The sequence below is a fragment of the Micromonospora sp. SL1-18 genome (assembly GCF_047921505.1).
Classification (GTDB): Bacteria; Actinomycetota; Actinomycetes; order Mycobacteriales; family Micromonosporaceae; genus Micromonospora.
Genome location: NZ_JBLROA010000017.1, coordinates 59,203 through 74,813 on the forward strand (window position 1 = coordinate 59,203; position 15,611 = coordinate 74,813).

Genomic DNA, 15,611 nt, shown 5'->3' on the forward strand with positions numbered 1-15,611 from the left:
GGCACGGCGGGTGCGCTGCGGGGACGCCGGTACGGTGACGATCACCGATCGACGCTAACAGGGCGGCGTGGGCCTCCGACCCGAACGCCAAGGGCCCAGGCCCCAGGGCTTTACCCCCGGGTCCTGGGCCCGTCCGTTGCCGGACTGTCAGGACAGGTATCTGGAGACCACGGCGGCGTCGACCACGGCCTCCTCGCCGCCCGCCAGGGTCAGCCAGCCGCTGTAGCCGTACCTGCTGAAGCCGGAGAAGTTGTCGTAGTAGACCAGGTCCGAGTCGGCTGAGTCGGTGTAGAGGTACGGGTCCTTCACCCAGAACTCGACACGATAGGTGCCCGGCCGGGCTTGTGCGAGGTAGGTGCCGTCGGCGTTGACGGTGGCGACGGCGCCAGGTTGCCCTACCGCCTGCGCGTCGAGCACGATCTGCGAGATGCTGCCGGCGGCCGCGCCTGCCTCGCCCTCGTCGCGTACGCCGTCCCGGTCGCTGTCCACCCAGACTGTGCCCCGGATGGTCACCGGCTCGAGCACGGTGACCCGGGTCCGCACCGTGTCGTTGTCAGGATTGACGTCCGGCACCGGGTTGGACACGGTGGCGACCATATCGAGGACATCGTTGGGCTCCGCCCCGGAGATCTTGGCCGCCACGCTGAGCAGGTCGCTCGTCTGGCCGGCCCAGAGGGGGGCGTAGGTGCAGTGGTAACCGGGCAGTCCGTCGGCGGCCGTGTCGCCGTAGGCGCAGGTCCAGCCGTCGCCGGACGCGTCGTATTCGATCAGGCCGGCAGGCAGCGGCACGTTCACCGTCACCTCGCCCGACCTCGCCCGGCCACTGTTTCGTACGTAGGTGGTGAAGCCGGTGACTTCCCCGTTGATCATCTGGTACTCGGTCGGCTCGGCGGTGAAATCGAGGTCGACAGTCGCGGGGATGTAGCGGAGTGTCGCTGTGCCGGTGTTGTTGGCGAGCGACGACTCGCTGCCACCGCTGGCGGTGGCGCTGATGGTGAGCACAGCACCGGAGGTGCCGGCAGCGACGTTGAGCGGGATGGTGAGCGGTTCGGCCGCCGACCCGGCGGCGATCGGAGTGGTAGTGCAGGTCGACGTGCCGAAGAGGTCGCACCGCCAGCCATCCGGGATCACGTAGCCGTCGGTGACGAAGGAGACGCCGGCCGGGAGGGCGAATGACAGGGTCACCGCGTCGCTCGTCCTCTTGCCGTTGTTGCGGATGTCGACCGTCAGGTTGGTCCAGTCGCCGCTGTCGACGACTTCGGCCGGGTCGACGCCGGCGGTGACCACGAGGTCGGCGCGGGGCGGTGCCGCGTTCGCGGCGGTGGCGGGCAGCAACCCGATGCTGGTGGCGGTCAGTGCACTCCCCGCGAGTACGCCGACCAGCTTGAGACGTCGTCGGTGGTGCAGAGCCATGGGATCCTTCCGTCATGGGTGCGCCGGATTGCTCCGGGCGGGGCAGGAATCCATCCTGTCCGATCGCTATAGGCGCTCCACTGTGGATTTTCGTTACGTGTCCGATCGCGCCGGGCGGAAAGTGGAGTGAGGGCCGGTCGAGGACCTGTTCACGGTGCACTGACTACGGCTCCTTACAGCACAATTCGCCTAGGTGTCAGATGAAATCGATGACGATGTTCCTTTCGAACCCCAACATCACGGCTATGACTGCTTCCACTCCTGACCTGTCCCGCGTCCGCCGGGCCGGAGCGATCGCGGCGGCCGCGCTGGCCGCGGCGGCGCTCGGCGTCGTTCCGGGCGCCCGGGCCGAGGCCACCACCGCCACCCTTCCGCTCGGCGACGCCGACCTGACCGAGGTACGCACCAGCCGTGCCCTGGCCGACGGTGTCACCCTCACCCGGATCGAGCGGGGCAGCGAGCCGGCGCCCGCCGACCAGATCAACACCACCACGCGGGGCCCCTGGGTGGTCAACGTGCTCACCATCGACCCGCGCCAGGCGCGCGGGCACCTGAAGGCGACGTACGGCCCGGACCTGAGCCAGGTCGAGAAGACCACCGACCTGGTCCGCGACTCCGGCGCCCTGGCCGGGGTCAACGCCTCCTTCTTCACCTTCACCGCCAGCAAGCTCTACCCCGGTGACCCGGTCGGGCTGGGCCTGTTCGGCGGGAAACTGCTCAGCGAGCCCACCCACCCGGCCGAGGTCAACTTCGTCGTCGACGCCAACAGCAACCGGGCTCGGGCCCTGACCGGCAAGCTGACCTGGTCGGGCAGCGTACGGAACCGGCAGACCGAAGCCACCCTGCCGCTGGAGTTCATCAACCACCCGCCGGTCGTGCCCGCTGGCTGCGCCGCCCTCGCCGACCAGACGCAGTGCACCCTCCCCGGCGATGTCGTCGAATTCACGCCCGAGTTCGCCTCGTCCACCCCGTCCGGCGCGGGCGTGGAGGTCGTACTCGATCGGCTCGGCTGCGTGGTGCGGACCTCGACCACCCGCGGCACCGCGCTGGCCGCCGGCCAGACGTCGCTGCAGGCCACCGGGCGGGACACCGTCGCCCTGCTGGACGCGACCGCGCGGGGCTGCGTGAGCGTGACCTCGACCCTGACCGACCAGGACGGCGAGAACCTTCCCTTGCGGCCGGGGCTGTTCGGGGTGAACGGGCGGTACCCGTTGACGGCGGACGGCCAGATCGTCGTCCCGGCCGGCTCCGGCAGCTTCTTCGACCGCAACCCGCGTACCATCGCCGGCACCATGCGGGACGGGAAGATCGTGCTCGCCACCATCGACGGCCGTCAGACCACCAGCGTCGGCACCACCATGGACGAGACGGCCGCCGTCGCACAGGCGCTCGGCATGTCCGACGCGATCAACCTCGACGGCGGCGGCTCCACCGCGATGGCCATCGAGGGCACCCTCGTCAACCGGCCGAGCGATCCGACCGAACGGGCCGTCGGTGACGCGCTCGTCTATGTGGAGGGCCCGTACCGCAGCGGAAACTGACGCCACCGCCGACGAGAGCCGCAGCAGCGGCCCACGTCCGGGGCTCAACGGGGTGCGGCCGGACCGCTCGACGGCGCCGGCCGCACCCATAGCCTGCGGTCACATCGACTAGATGCGGTAGCAGCGCCAGTCGGATGCCTTGCCGGTGGAGGTCTGCGCATCCGCGTCCGCGTCGTACCGGTCACGGCAGGCGGTGTCCGGTGTCGGCCAAGCGGGGCAGGAGGGCGAGAAGTAGCCCGCCGCCGAGGCCGCTGATCAGGAGCAGCCAGAGGTAGGTGGGCGCCTTCCGCGCGGGTGGGGCTGAAGCCTGGGCCCGGTGCCGTGCGCCCGCGTACGCACGTCTGGGCGTTCCGCTAACCCTATTGGTCCATTACGCGTCACTTTAATGTGATTGCGGGGAACAGGTGGGCCCCTGCGGCGATGCCGCCCACGGGGCCGGGTCGACCGGGATTCGGGCGCGGGGAAGGAGAATATCCGCCTGCCTGAGGGGCGCCGACCTGGACATATTGATCGGCGCGGAATGCTGGGGCGGCGGGCAGGGGTTGAGGACGCGCTAGCTCAACGCTCATGATTTAGCGACCCTCCCCAATATCTGTTTTGGGGCGTGCAATGTAGAGTGAGCCGCTATGCCACGTCTTGCCGGCAAGTTTCCCTGTGTCGAGGGCTCTGATGTCTGATCTCTTCCCCCCTGAAGGGCGCGCAGTGCACCGTGACGCCGGACGAGGCGGCGCTTCCGCAGGACGTCAAGGGCAGGACGATCGCGGGCTGCGAGCCAACCTCCTGTGGATCTCGGTGCTGCCCGCTGCCGTCACGGCCCTGCTCGCGACAGCCGTGGTGATCTACCTGCTTGCCGTGTCCGAGGATCCGCTCTCCGGCGCGACTCTTGTCACGCTGGGCGTGGCCGTGGCCGCCGGTGCCGCTGTTCTGCTGGGCGCGGCCAACCGGGCCACCGGGCTCGCCGGCTCGTTCCAGCTCAGGATCGACGCGATGCGGGCATCGACCAGCCAGGGCAGCATGGCGGTGCGGGGGCTGCTTGAGCAGCTGCACCGGGGTGAACGTCCGGCGCTGCAGGCTCCGAACTTCCCGCCCGTCGGCGGCGACTTCCTCGGGCCGCTCGAGCACGATCTGAACGCCGCCCGGCACGCCGCCCAGGCGGCCGTCCTGCAAGCGTCGGCCATGGCCTCCCGCCACCGGGCCGACCAGCCGGTCGAGATCTTCGTCAACCTCTCCCGGCGGCTGCAGTCCCTGGTCCATCGGGAGATCCAGCTGCTCGACGAGCTGGAGAACGAGGTGGAGGACCCCTACCTGCTCAAGGGCCTCTTCCAGGTCGACCACCTGGCCACCCGGGTGCGCCGCCACGCCGAGAACCTCGCGGTGCTCGGTGGCGCGGTCTCGCGCCGCCAGTGGCGCAGGCCGGTAGCCATGACCGAGGTGCTCCGCTCGGCGATCGCCGAGGTCGAGCAGTACTCACGGGTCAAGCTCATCCCTCCGATCGAGGGCACCCTGCGCGGCCACGCCGTCGCGGACGTCATCCACCTGGTCGCCGAGCTGGTCGAGAACGCCACCAACTTCTCGGCGCCCCACACCACCATCGGGTTGCGCGCCCAGGCCGTCACCGCCGGCCTGGCCGTAGAGGTCGAGGACCGCGGCCTGGGCATATCGCTGGCCGACCAGGACCGGGTGAACGCAATCCTCTCCGACCCGGAACGGGTCAACATCGCGGAGCTGCTCAGCGACGGCCGGATCGGGCTGTTCGTGGTGTCGGCCATCGCGCGCCGGCACGGCATCGCCGTGCGGCTGCAGAACAACATCTACGGTGGCATCCAGGCCGTCGTCGTCCTGCCGCACGCGCTGCTCGGCGAGGGCGAGGCGGAGCGCGGATCGCGGCCCCAGGTGCTGGCGCAGCCGGCGAGCCAGCCGGTGCGCCGGGAGACGACAGCCGGATTGCCCTCCCCGGCCGCGCCGGCGGTCACTGCCGCCGCCCCGCAGGCCCTGCATTCCCTCACGGCGCCCACCACCGAGGTGGCGGCCCTCACCAACGGCCACCACAACCGCTCCGGCAGCCTCGGCCGGCCGCCGGTGTGGGTGCCGCAGCAGAATCCGGAGCCGGCTCCCGTGCCCGCGCCGCCCACGGCCGGTCCGGCTGCCCGCCCCGGCACCGGCCAGGCCGCCAACCACGACATCCGCCCGCAACTGCCGCGACGCCAGGCCCAGACGCACCTGGCACCCCAACTGAAGCACCTCCCGGGCTCGCCTGAGGACGAACCGCCCGTCGAACACGACCCTGGCCTGGCGGCCTCGTTCATGCAGGGGGCCAGCCGAGCAGAGAGCGCGGCCGACGAGGGAAGCGGCCCACGCGATCGTACTGACGGCCTCAGCTGACCACGCGCCACAACTCCCAGAAGGGTCTGATCCTCATGCCAAGCGACGTCGCCTCGGGCCACGCTCCTGACCTCGGCTGGCTGCTGGCTGGTCTGGTCCAACGCGTCCCCCACACCGTCAGCGCGTTGCTGCTGTCCTCCGACGGGTTGAAGAAGGCGGTACACGGTCTGGAGCCCGACGCGGCGGACCACCTGGCCGCGATCGCCTCCGGCCTCTTCTCACTCGCCCGAAGCGCCGGAAACCGGTTCGCCGGCGACGAACAGGTCCGGCAGGTGGTCGCGGAACTCGACCAGACCCTGCTCTTCGTCTCGGCGGCCGGCTCCAACGCGGTCCTCGCCGTGCTGGCCACCCGCGGTGCCGACGCCGGCGTGCTGGGCTATGAGATGTCACAGCTGGTCAAGAGCGTCCGGCCGTACCTGGCGACAGCCCCGCGCCGCGCCGTGGGCGTGCCGAGCACGACGTCTCGGTAAGCATGGCCGAGCCGCATGAGGAAACCTGGTTCGACGACGAGGCAGGGCGGCTCGTACCCCTGTACGCCATCAGCAACGGACGGACCCAGGCGACCATCCCGCTGGATCTGCTGTCCATGGTGACCGCCACCGGCCGGTCGCCCCGGGTGGCCCTGGAACCGGACCACGCCCGGGCGCTCGGCCTGTGCGCCAGTCCGACCTCGGTTGCGGAGGTCGCCGCGCGCATGAAGCTACCGGCGGCCATCACCAAGGTGCTGCTCTCGGACCTCGTCGGCTGGGACGCCGTGGTCGCCCGAGCACCCGGCCCGGGCGTCGACCCCACCGACCCCTCAGTCCTGGAGGCGATTCTCGATGGCCTACGACGGCGACTCTGAGCAGCTTCCCGCTGCGCTCAAAGTCTTGATCGCCGGTGGCTTCGGCGCGGGAAAGACGACCTTCGTCGGCGCGGTCAGCGAGATCGAGCCGTTGCGCACGGAGGAGATCCTGACCGCCGTCAGCGTCGGGACCGACAGCCTGCACGGGGTGGAAAGGAAGACCACCACCACCGTGGCGATGGACTTCGGTCGCATCACCATCGACCCCCGGTACGTCCTCTATCTCTTCGGCACTCCCGGCCAGGAGCGCTTCTGGTTCATGTGGGACGAGCTGTGCAACGGCGCCCTCGGTGCGGTTGTCCTGGCCGACACCCGCCGGCTGGAGGACTCCTTCGCCGCGGTGGACTTCTTCGAATCCCGCCGGATCGGTTTTCTCGTCGCGGTGAACCAGTTCGACGGTTCCTTCCGCTACGAGCCGGACGAGATCCGGTCCGCCCTCGACCTCAAACCCCACATCCCGATCGTGCTCTGCGACGCCCGGCAGAGCCGCTCAGCGACCTCCGTACTGGTCACGCTGATCCAGCACCTGCTGGGCAACCACCCCTCCCGCCTCCCGTGAACCGGCAGCAACCAGCAGATATGGAGTTCGTCGTGACCAACGACACCGGAAGGTACCCGCTGATGACTCCCGAGGACCGCGAGGCCCCGCAACGCGTTCAGCGGCTGCGGGAACTCGGGATCGGGGACGCCCCGGACCACGAGTTCGACGAGTTCGCCAAGCGACTGGCACAGATCACCGGCGCACCGTATGCGATGGTCAACTTCATCAGCGAGGACCGCCAGTACTTCGCCGGGCTCTACACGCCGTCGTCCGAGCAGGCCGACGCGAACCCGCAGGGCGGCGCGGACGGGGAGCCGGGCCGGGTGATGGCCCGCGACCACGGCTACTGCCCGCACGTCGTCGTCCGCCGCAAGGCGCTGGTGCTGGACGACGTCTGCGACTACCCGAGATTCGCCGGCAACCCGGTGGTCGACGAGATCGGTATCCGCTCCTACCTGGGAGCGCCGCTCATCGACCACACAGGCGCGACGCTGGGCACCATCTGCGTGGTGGACACCGAGCCACGCCCCTGGGGGCGGCCCGGGCTGGAAACGATCAAGGCCTTGGCCCAGGAGCTGGTGGAGCGAATCAACCAGCGTGACCGGCGCCGGCAGTAGTCAGCCGGCGACCCCCGCTGTCGTCAGGGCAGCGGCAAGCCGCTGCGACCACTGACCCTTCGAGTGACCGAGCGCCACCTCGCCCAGCCGGAGCATCTGCACATCCGAGGTTCCGGCCGGGGCGAAGATGTGGTACGCGTCGCGCACGTACCGTTCGAGCGGCCGATCGGCAGACAGCCCGCTTGCGGCCTGCACCTCCAAGGCGTTGCGCGCCGAGTCCAGGGCGTACTCGACGTTGACGAGCTTGGCGTTCATCAGCTCCGCGTCACAGGGGTGCCCCTGGTCGAGCAGGTGCACCGCGTGGTACGCGGCCAACCGGGCGGTCATCAGGCGCGACTGCATCTGCCCGATCTTCAGCTTGATCGACGGAAGTTCGTACAGCGGCTTGCCGTAGCGTTGCTGCTGCGCGGCGAACGCCACGGTCTCCTCCATGACGGCTTGGTGGATGCCGAGCGAGACCGCGGTCAGGTTGGGGCGGCCGTAGAGAATGCTGGACGAGTAGGCGACCGCCAGCCCGTCGCCCTCCTCGCCGAGCAGGTTCGCCGCCGGCACCCGGCAGTCGTCGAAGATGAGCTCGCCGAAACTGAAGCCGTGCAGGCCCATGGCCGGCCGGTGCGGCTCCAGCGAGAAGCCCGGACGGTCCGACTCCACCAGGAACGCCGACAGCCCCTTCGAGCCCGACCCGGTCCGCACCACGACCCCGTGCAGGTCGCCCACGTGGCTGTTGCCGACGAAGACCTTCCGGCCGTTGAGGATGTAGTCGTCGCCGTCGCGTACGGCGCTGGCCGTCATACCCAGGACGTGCCCACCGGACTCCGGCTCGGTGACCGCGATGGTGGGCAGACACTTGCCCTCCGCGATGGCCGGCAGCCAGGTCTTCATCTGAGCCTCGTTGCCGAAGTGGACGATCTTCGCCACGCCGAGCTGCGACGCCTGCACCATCGCGCCCATGGCACCGCTGACCCGCGCCAACTCCTCGATGATGATCGTCTTCGCGAGATGTCCCAGGCCCATCCCGCGGTACTCCGGGCTGATCGTGACGCCGATCCAGCCCTGGCGGGCGATCAGCCGGGAGATCTCGTGCGCCACAGCGCGGGAGGCTTCCATCTCCGGCACCCGGGGCCGTACCTCGGCCTCCGCAAAGGCCCTGACCTTCTGTCGCAGTCGGTGGTGGCGTGCCGTGGTGAAGTAACCGTCCATTCCCAGGATCTCCTCGTCAATTGCCCGGTGGCCGCCAGCAAGGGCAGGCGCAGCGGCCAACGGGCCGGATCGAACAGGACGGGTTTGCGCTGCATGTCGCGCAACTCCGCCGTTCACCATCAGTCCCAACCTTCCCATGCGTACCATGAATTGTAGATTGAGACCTCTTCGGGTTGGTGGCGCTGTTCGTCACGAAGCCCTTGTCAGGCAAGGGGTTCGGCGGCATGTGGACCGCATGCCCGGTCTTCCATGCAGTGATAGGCGTCAAATCATCCCTCAGCGTTACCTCTCCACGACGGTGTGCAGGTATTGGGTGTGGAGGGGTGCCGCGGGACGAACCGCCGGGCGGCCGGCGAGAAGGAGATCGTCTGGCTCGGCGCGCCCAGCACCGGCCGCGCCCTCACCTGGTGAGCACCGGCGATGAGCTTTGCGGGCAGAGATCAACAGTTCGGTAGTCGGCAACCTTGCCGTAAGAGTTCGCTCGGTTTCCGGAACCCCGTTGGTCATCTGCGGCCGAAACAGTCAGTGCGTTTCCACACTCACCGAGCCGATGAGGGTCTGTTGTGTCCGCACTGTGCCGTGCTGCCCTACGCCATGCCCGGCGTCGCTCCTGGTGCGTACTCGCAGTGGTGCTCGTGGCGGGGCTGGTTCCGGACCCGGCCTCGGCACACCCCTTCGGTGCTCCACAGCAGATCGAGATCACGGGTAAGGGTGATCACGGGGTACGGGTTCGCTGGCTCGTCGGCGGCACCGATGACCTGACCCTGCTCGGCATCTCCCTCGGCGTACTGCCGAAGGACCGGGTGATGCTGGACGGTGCGGTGGCCTACGAGGCCTCCGACGGCGCGGCGATGGCTGGCGCTCCCGAGTTCGCCAAGTACCTGACCGAGCGGATCGCCGTGACCCAGGACGGGCAGCCCTGCGCGGGCGAGGTCAGCGTGGCCGACGACCTGGCGGCCCACGGTGCCGAGGTGCTGTTTACCTGCCCCGGACCGGTGAGCACGGTGGCCGTGGCGTCCCGGATGCTCACCGACCTGCACGAGGCGTACCGGACACTCGCCCGGGGCCCCCAGGGGCAGAAGGCCGTGTACGACGCCGCGCACGAGTCGGTGGACTGGACCGTCACCGCCGGCCCGGACAGCGGCTCCCGCCCCGCGTCCAGCCAGGTCGCTGCCGCAGTGCCCGCGGGCCGGAGTGCCCTGCAACTCTCGGTCGTCGGGGGCGTCCTGCTGGCCGCCGTCGCGGCCGGATTCTTCTGGCACCGCCGGCGGGGACGAAAGGCCTGAACCATGACCGCCACCACCAGCCTCGACACCGCGGCGGCAGCCCTCGGCTCCGGCCTCAGAGCCCTCCCTTTCGAAGTCGATCTCTTCGGCGCCGCCAAGTTCGGCGATCGACTGATCGAGATGGTGCAGTCGCCGGGTTTCGTGCCGGTGGCGCTGGTGATCGCCTTCGTGGCCGGGGCCGCGCACGGACTCGCACCCGGCCACGGCAAGAGTCTCGCGGCGGCGTACCTGGTCGGCTCCCGGGGCCGGGTCCGCGACGCCGCGTGGCTGGGCTTCTCGGTGGCCGCGATGCACACCGTGTCGGTGCTGGCCGTCGCGGTCGCCTGGGCCTTCTTCTCGCTGTCCGACCTGGTCAGTCTCGAGCGGCTGACCACCGGCCTGCAGTTGGCGGCGGGCCTGACCGTCGTCGCCGTCGGGCTCTGGCTGCTGCGACGCCACCTGCGTCGCCACGGCCACGGTCACAGCCACGGCCACGGTCACAGCCACGAACACGGTCACAGCCACGATCACGGCCACGAACACGAGCACGTCCGTACGTCCCGCCCGGGCCTTCTCCTCCTCGGCATGTCCGGCGGCCTGACGCCTTCGCCGGCGGCCTTCCTCGTCCTGGTGACCGGCATCTTCGCCGGGCGGGCCGGGTTCGCTCTCGTCCTCGTGGTCTGCTTCGGCCTCGGGCTCGCCGCGGTGCTCTTCACCGTCGGGATCCTGGCCCTCACCGGCCGATCCCTCGTGGCCCGCGCCGCCGGGTCCCACGTCCTCCTGCGACTGGCCACCCGGGCAGCGCCGGTGCTGGCCGCCTGCGGAATCACCCTGATCGGCGTCGGCATCTCGGCCGCCGCCGTAGCTGGCCTACCCGGCACCTGACCGCGGGCTCCTTCTTTACCGGAGATTCCGACCCGCCCCCACCCAACACCAACAGGAAACCCCTAGAAAAAGGAGATGTCGTGACAACACGACTCCATCCGATCGCCCGGAGGTGGCGCCGCCTGAGCGCGTCCACCCTCGGGCTCGCGGTGGTCGGCGGCACGCTGCTGTTGCCCGCCCAGGCCGCTCCGACCCTGGTCGGCAACGTGGCGACCTCCGCCGTGACCGGCCAGGCGGCCACGGCCGTCACGGTTCCGGCTGCCGATGTGCTCGACGTCGCCTTCGCCAACGGCACCGCCACCGACCGGGCCGCGGGCCTGACCGCCACCACCTGGGGCGACCCGAGCTACGCCAACGACGCGGCGTTCGGTCACGACATCCTTCAGGTGGACGGGGTCGACGACGCGGTCTCCTTCGACTTCACCGACCAGTGGAGCAAGCTCTCCACCGGCTTCGCCATCGAGTGCGTCTTCCGGGTCGACACCACGATGCCGGTGAGCGGCGAGAAGGACCTCTGCTCCGACAAGGAGGCCGGCGGTTTCTCGGTCTACGTCAACGGCGGCAACCTCGGCACGATGGCCCACATCGGTGGCGGCTACAAGTCGGTGCTGACCCCGATCAGCGGCAACCGTTGGTACCACGCCGTGTCGGTCTGGGACGGCCAGACCCTGAGCCTCTACCTCAACGGCCAGCTGGCCGGCTCGTCCGCGGCCACCGGCACGCTCACCCCGCCGGTCGCCACCGCGCGCCGCTTCGTGATTGGCGCCGACGCCGCCCCAACCGGCATCGGCCAGGTCGCCCCGCCCTCCTCCTTCGCCGCGAGCAAGGTCTGGAGCGCGGCACTGACCAGCGCCCAGGTGGCCGAGCTGGCGTCGGGCTACAACATCAAGCCGCCCGTCCCGGTGGCCGACGTCCTCAACGTCGACTTCCACGACGGTACCCCGAAGGACAACGCGCAGAACCTGGCCGTCACCGTCCACGGCGACCCGGTGATCGCGCAGGACAGCGCGGTGAAGGCGCGGGTCGCCACCTTCGACGGCTCCGACGACGCCTACTCCTACGCCTTCGGAGACCAGTGGAGCAAGATCAACACCCAGGTCTCCATCGAGTGCACCCTGAAGTCCAACGGCACCCTGCCCAACAGCGGTGAGCACTCCGTCTGCTCCGAGAAGGAGAGCGGCGGCTACTCGATCGTGATCTACGGCGACAAGCTGACCTTCACCGCGTACGTCGGGGGCGGCTACAAGTCGGCGCAGACCCAGATCGTCTCCGGCCGTTGGTACCACGCGGTCGGCACCTGGGACGGCCAGACCATCCGGCTGTACGTCGACGGCGTCCTCGCGGCGCAGACCCCGGCCGCCGGCACGCTCGGACTGCCGACTGGCGCCGCCCGCAACTCCTTCTACATCGGCGCCGACGCGGTCAACCAGTTCTGGGCCCCGGCCTCGGTGCTCAACACCCGCATCTACTCGAAGGTGCTCACCCTCGACGAGGTCAAGGCGCTCAACATCGCCGCTTTCGGCGACGTCCGTGACGCGGGCGTCGCCGTCACAAAGACCGTCCCCGCCGCGGGCGCCCACCTCAGCCGCCCGACCGAGTTCCAGGTCACCGCCACCAACCAGGGCAACGCCACCGGTTGGCGGTACCTGCTCGACGGCGAGCCGGTCCAGGTCGGCCAGGAGATCGGCGCCGGTATGAAGTCCGGCAGCCACACCCTGCAGATCTCGGCAACCGACGTCTTCGGCAAACCGGTCAGCAAGACCGTGAGCTTCACCTCCGACGCCATTCCGACCAGCGGCGGCACCGATGCCGGTCAGGGCAGCGGCCGGGTGACCCTCTCCGCGATCGCCCACAACCCCGACGGCGGCGACGTCACCACCACCTTCAAGCAGGCCACCCCGAGCATCCCGGCCGGCGGCATCCAGGGCGTCGTCCCGGTGATGCCGTCCACGCTGGACTTCTCCTACACCGAGGGCGGCCAGATCGGCACCGCACCGCGCCCCGGCGGCAAGGCCATCGACAGCCCCTCGACGCGCGACATCCCCTTCCAGCGGTACGACGTGCAGGTGCCGGCGTCCGCCGAGCGCCGCCAGATCCTGTGGAGCGGTGTCGTCGACCCCGCGCGTGAGGTCGCGCTGCACGCCTGGAACAGCACCACTCAGGCGTGGACCCAGCTCGCCACCGCCCGTGGCCAGGCCGAGGGTGAGACCGCGCTGAAGGCCGTCGTCCGGCCGGAGCTGGTCGACAACGAGGCGGTCCACGTCCTGGTCACCGGCCAGGACCCGTTCGCCGACGACCTGGCGTCGCGGGACGCCACCGCCGGCGCCGCGGCCAACCGGGACCACTTCGAGGACCCGTCGGCCTACGACTTCGCGCTGGCCCACTTCACCGACACGCAGTACCTCGCCGAGGGCGCGGTCGGCGGCACGTACGACAACTTCAACGGCGTCGACGAGCCCAGCGACAAGATGACCATGGAGGAGCAGGCGCTCTGGGCAAAGTCCTACAAGGACACCACCCGATGGCTGGCCGACAACGCCGCCAACCGAAAGATCGCCTACACCGCGCACACCGGTGACATCATCGAGAACGACATCAGCAACCCGCTGGCCACCGACGCCAGCGGCAACCTGCTCCGCCCGGGTCTGAACGAGCAGGTGACCAAGGAGTACCAGTTCACCGCCGAGGCGCAGCGCACCCTGGATGCGGCCGGACTGGTCAACCAGGTCGTCGCGGGCAACCACGACAACCAGAGCGGCGCCGAGACCGGCCCGGCCTCACGGTTCAACCAGTACTACGGCCCGGAGCGCTACTACGAGGGCGCCAAGCAGTGGCCGGCCGCGTCCAAGGCGTCGTACCACGCGTGGGACGAGACCACCGACGCCAATGGTGCCGTGGTCACCCCCGGTAAGGACAACCAGAACAACTACATCCTCTTCTCCGCGGGCGGTCTGGACTTCGTCGCGGTGGGCCTCTCCTACGGCGTCACCCAGGCCGAGGCCGACTGGGCCAGCTCGATCTTCCGGCGCTACCACGACCGGAACGGCATCCTGCTGACCCACGCCTACCTCGCACCGTCGGCGACGCCCGACGGCCGAGGCGCCAACTTCTCCACCGACGGTTCGCGGGCCTTCTCGAGCATCGTCGCGGCCAACCCGAACGTGTTCCTGGTCCTCGCCGGTCACGAGCACGGCGTCGGCACCAACCTCAAGACCGGGGTCGGCGTCACCATCAAGCACAAGGTCGTCGAACTGCTCGCGGACTACCAGTTCTACAAGATGACCGCGGGTGAGCTGTGGCCGGAGAAGGTCGACGCCAACGGCAACCTCGACCTCGACGGCGACGGCACCATCGACCACAAGAAGGGCGACCTGCTGCAGTTCGGCGCCAGCTTCCTGCGGCTGCTGCAGATCGACGTCAAACGGGCGCAGATGAGCATCGACACCTACTCGCCGATGCTCGACAACTTCGGTGCCACCGAGTACGACGACCGCAAGCGCTACAACGGCGCCGAGGACAACATGGTCCTGCCGATCGACCTGTCGACGCGCAAGACCAGCTTCAGCACCGGCAGTCTCGTGCTGGTCACACCGACCGACACCGTGATCGGTCAGACCACGGTCAAGTCGGGCTGGCCGGCCACGGTGAAATGGAGCGGCCTGACCGAGCGCGAGCTCTACGCCTGGACCACCACCAGCCGCACCGGCGACGGTGACCAGGTGGGCTCGGTTGACCAGTTCGGCGGCATGTTCATCGCCACCGCCGCCGGCACGGACGTCACCGCGCCGGTGCTGACCGTCCCCGCCTCGACTTCCGTCAAGCAGGATGAGGTCTTTGATCCGCTGGCCGGGGTCACCGCGGTGGACAACACCGACGGCGACGTCACCGACCGGATCCAGGTGATCGGCACCGTCGACACCGCCACCCCGGGCAGCTACGCGCTGTCCTACGTGGTCGCTGACACCAACGGCAACCAGGCGGTCGCCAACCGGGTGGTCACCGTCACCGCGGTCCCGACCGTGGAGCGCACCCCGACCTCGGTCCGCGTCAACGACGTACAGGCCAACTGGAAGGAGACCCTGAAACTGACCGCGACCGTCACGCCGACCAAGGCGACCGGCCCGGTGCAGTTCATGCTCGGTGAGGACGTGCTCTGCGAGGCCCAGGTCAAGAAGGGCACCGCCTCCTGCACCGTCCGCATGCTGCCCAACCCCGGCACCCACAAGGTGCGGGCGGTCTACGGCGGCGACGAGACCCACGCGGCGTCGTACGCCGAATTCACCCTGACGGTGGTCGATCGCAAACGCTGATCGAGGGAATTGAAAGGGAAAATCCCTGAGCGGGGCCGGTCCCATCGGGCCGGCCCCGCTTCTCGTTCACGGTGACCGCAGCGGTCTGCGCGGTGGTGGCCGGCTACCGCTCCTCAACCACGATCGCGGCGTTCCGGTTGCCGCTCGCCGTCCGGCTGGCCAGCGCCGCCTCGATGTTGCCGGCCATGACCGACAGGATCCGGACGGTCTCGGCGTACTGCTCGGGGGTGAGTCCGCGCAGCAGCAGCTGCCGGGTCTCGCCGACACGCTCGGCTGCCGTGCGGTGTGCCGCGCGCCCCTGCTCGGTCAGGGTGATTGTGTCGCCGTCGTATCCCACCCATCCCCGCGTGACCAGGCCGTCCGCGCCGTCGAGGATCGCACCGAGCTGGGGTACGCCGTCCGGCCAGAACGGTGCGAGCGCCTGCTCGATCTCGTCACGGCTCCGCGCCGCCCTGGACAGCACGTTCAGGATCTGCCACTGCCGGCGGTCGAGGCCGAGGTCGCCCAGCGTCGCGTCGAACTGTTCGTCGATCAGGTTGTGCAGGTGCTTGAGCCAGTAGCCGATCGGCTTGTCCGTGCTGCTCACCGGCGCCTCCTCCTCAGGGTCAGCTCG

General features: G+C 69.7%; 12 protein-coding genes. 9 read left to right on the forward strand and 3 right to left on the reverse strand.

The features are described 5' to 3' along the window. Positions 1 to 147 precede the first annotated feature (147 nt). A complete protein-coding gene (locus ACNAW0_RS11135; RefSeq protein ID WP_416287691.1) occupies positions 148 to 1,413 on the reverse strand; it encodes a hypothetical protein in 1,266 nt (421 codons plus the stop codon). Positions 1,414 to 1,706: 293 nt separating this feature from the next. On the opposite strand from ACNAW0_RS11135, the gene ACNAW0_RS11140 reads away from it, so the two are divergent. The 6 genes from ACNAW0_RS11140 to ACNAW0_RS11165 all read left to right on the forward strand — a co-directional run bounded on the left by ACNAW0_RS11140 (position 1,707) and on the right by ACNAW0_RS11165 (position 7,338). Continuing rightward, positions 1,707 to 2,954 (forward strand): phosphodiester glycosidase family protein, encoded by a 1,248-nt coding sequence (locus tag ACNAW0_RS11140; RefSeq protein WP_416287738.1) that lies wholly within the window; start codon positions 1,707 to 1,709, stop codon positions 2,952 to 2,954. A gap of 792 nt (positions 2,955 to 3,746) precedes the next feature. Then, entirely contained in the window at positions 3,747 to 5,336 is a 1,590-nt protein-coding gene (locus tag ACNAW0_RS11145) for a sensor histidine kinase (protein ID WP_416287692.1), read from the forward strand. Positions 5,337 to 5,371: 35 nt separating this feature from the next. Beyond that, positions 5,372 to 5,806 carry a roadblock/LC7 domain-containing protein gene (locus ACNAW0_RS11150; RefSeq protein ID WP_416287693.1) on the forward strand — a complete coding sequence of 145 codons (435 nt, stop codon included), beginning with the start codon at positions 5,372 to 5,374 and terminating at the stop codon, positions 5,804 to 5,806. Between the two features lie 2 nt (positions 5,807 to 5,808). Beyond that, positions 5,809 to 6,180: a DUF742 domain-containing protein gene (locus ACNAW0_RS11155; RefSeq protein ID WP_416287694.1), complete on the forward strand. Its 372-nt coding sequence runs from the start codon at positions 5,809 to 5,811 to the stop codon at positions 6,178 to 6,180. Then, on the forward strand, positions 6,158 to 6,739 hold the full coding sequence (locus ACNAW0_RS11160) for a GTP-binding protein (protein WP_416287695.1): 582 nt from the start codon (positions 6,158 to 6,160) through the stop codon (positions 6,737 to 6,739). The genes ACNAW0_RS11155 and ACNAW0_RS11160 overlap by 23 nt, the downstream gene beginning before the upstream one ends. A gap of 32 nt (positions 6,740 to 6,771) precedes the next feature. Then, the gene (locus ACNAW0_RS11165; RefSeq protein WP_416287696.1) at positions 6,772 to 7,338 is read left to right on the forward strand and encodes a GAF domain-containing protein; all 567 of its coding nucleotides are present in this window, start codon (positions 6,772 to 6,774) and stop codon (positions 7,336 to 7,338) included. Here the strand turns inward: ACNAW0_RS11165 and ACNAW0_RS11170 are convergent, their stop codons facing one another. Beyond that, complete coding sequence (locus tag ACNAW0_RS11170; protein ID WP_416287697.1) at positions 7,339 to 8,538, reverse strand: acyl-CoA dehydrogenase family protein; 1,200 nt, start codon at positions 8,536 to 8,538, stop codon at positions 7,339 to 7,341. Between the two features lie 635 nt (positions 8,539 to 9,173). Here ACNAW0_RS11170 and ACNAW0_RS11175 point away from each other — a divergent pair. The 3 genes from ACNAW0_RS11175 (at position 9,174) to ACNAW0_RS11185 (ending at position 14,998) form a co-directional block, all read left to right on the forward strand. After that, positions 9,174 to 9,824, forward strand: coding sequence for a hypothetical protein (locus tag ACNAW0_RS11175; RefSeq protein ID WP_416287698.1), 651 nt, complete (start codon positions 9,174 to 9,176; stop codon positions 9,822 to 9,824). A gap of 3 nt (positions 9,825 to 9,827) precedes the next feature. After that, a complete protein-coding gene (locus ACNAW0_RS11180) occupies positions 9,828 to 10,688 on the forward strand; it encodes a cobalt transporter (protein ID WP_416287699.1) in 861 nt (286 codons plus the stop codon). Between the two features lie 80 nt (positions 10,689 to 10,768). Next, the gene (locus ACNAW0_RS11185; RefSeq protein WP_416287700.1) at positions 10,769 to 14,998 is read left to right on the forward strand and encodes a LamG-like jellyroll fold domain-containing protein; all 4,230 of its coding nucleotides are present in this window, start codon (positions 10,769 to 10,771) and stop codon (positions 14,996 to 14,998) included. 103 nt (positions 14,999 to 15,101) lie between these two features. Here the strand turns inward: ACNAW0_RS11185 and ACNAW0_RS11190 are convergent, their stop codons facing one another. Beyond that, on the reverse strand, positions 15,102 to 15,584 hold the full coding sequence (locus tag ACNAW0_RS11190; RefSeq protein ID WP_416287701.1) for a MarR family winged helix-turn-helix transcriptional regulator: 483 nt from the start codon (positions 15,582 to 15,584) through the stop codon (positions 15,102 to 15,104). Positions 15,585 to 15,611 lie beyond the last annotated feature (27 nt).

Bases quoted from the DNA above. Each gene is read 5' to 3' on its own strand.
- ACNAW0_RS11155 (WP_416287694.1), top strand. From the start codon at position 5,809: ATGGCCGAGCCGCATGAGGAAACCTGGTTCGACGACGAGGCAGGGCGG.
- ACNAW0_RS11135 (WP_416287691.1), bottom strand. From the start codon at position 1,413: ATGGCTCTGCACCACCGACGACGTCTCAAGCTGGTCGGCGTACTCGCG.
- ACNAW0_RS11180 (WP_416287699.1), top strand. From the start codon at position 9,828: ATGACCGCCACCACCAGCCTCGACACCGCGGCGGCAGCCCTCGGCTCC.
- ACNAW0_RS11170 (WP_416287697.1), bottom strand. From the start codon at position 8,538: ATGGACGGTTACTTCACCACGGCACGCCACCACCGACTGCGACAGAAG.
- ACNAW0_RS11160 (WP_416287695.1), top strand. From the start codon at position 6,158: ATGGCCTACGACGGCGACTCTGAGCAGCTTCCCGCTGCGCTCAAAGTC.
- ACNAW0_RS11150 (WP_416287693.1), top strand. From the start codon at position 5,372: ATGCCAAGCGACGTCGCCTCGGGCCACGCTCCTGACCTCGGCTGGCTG.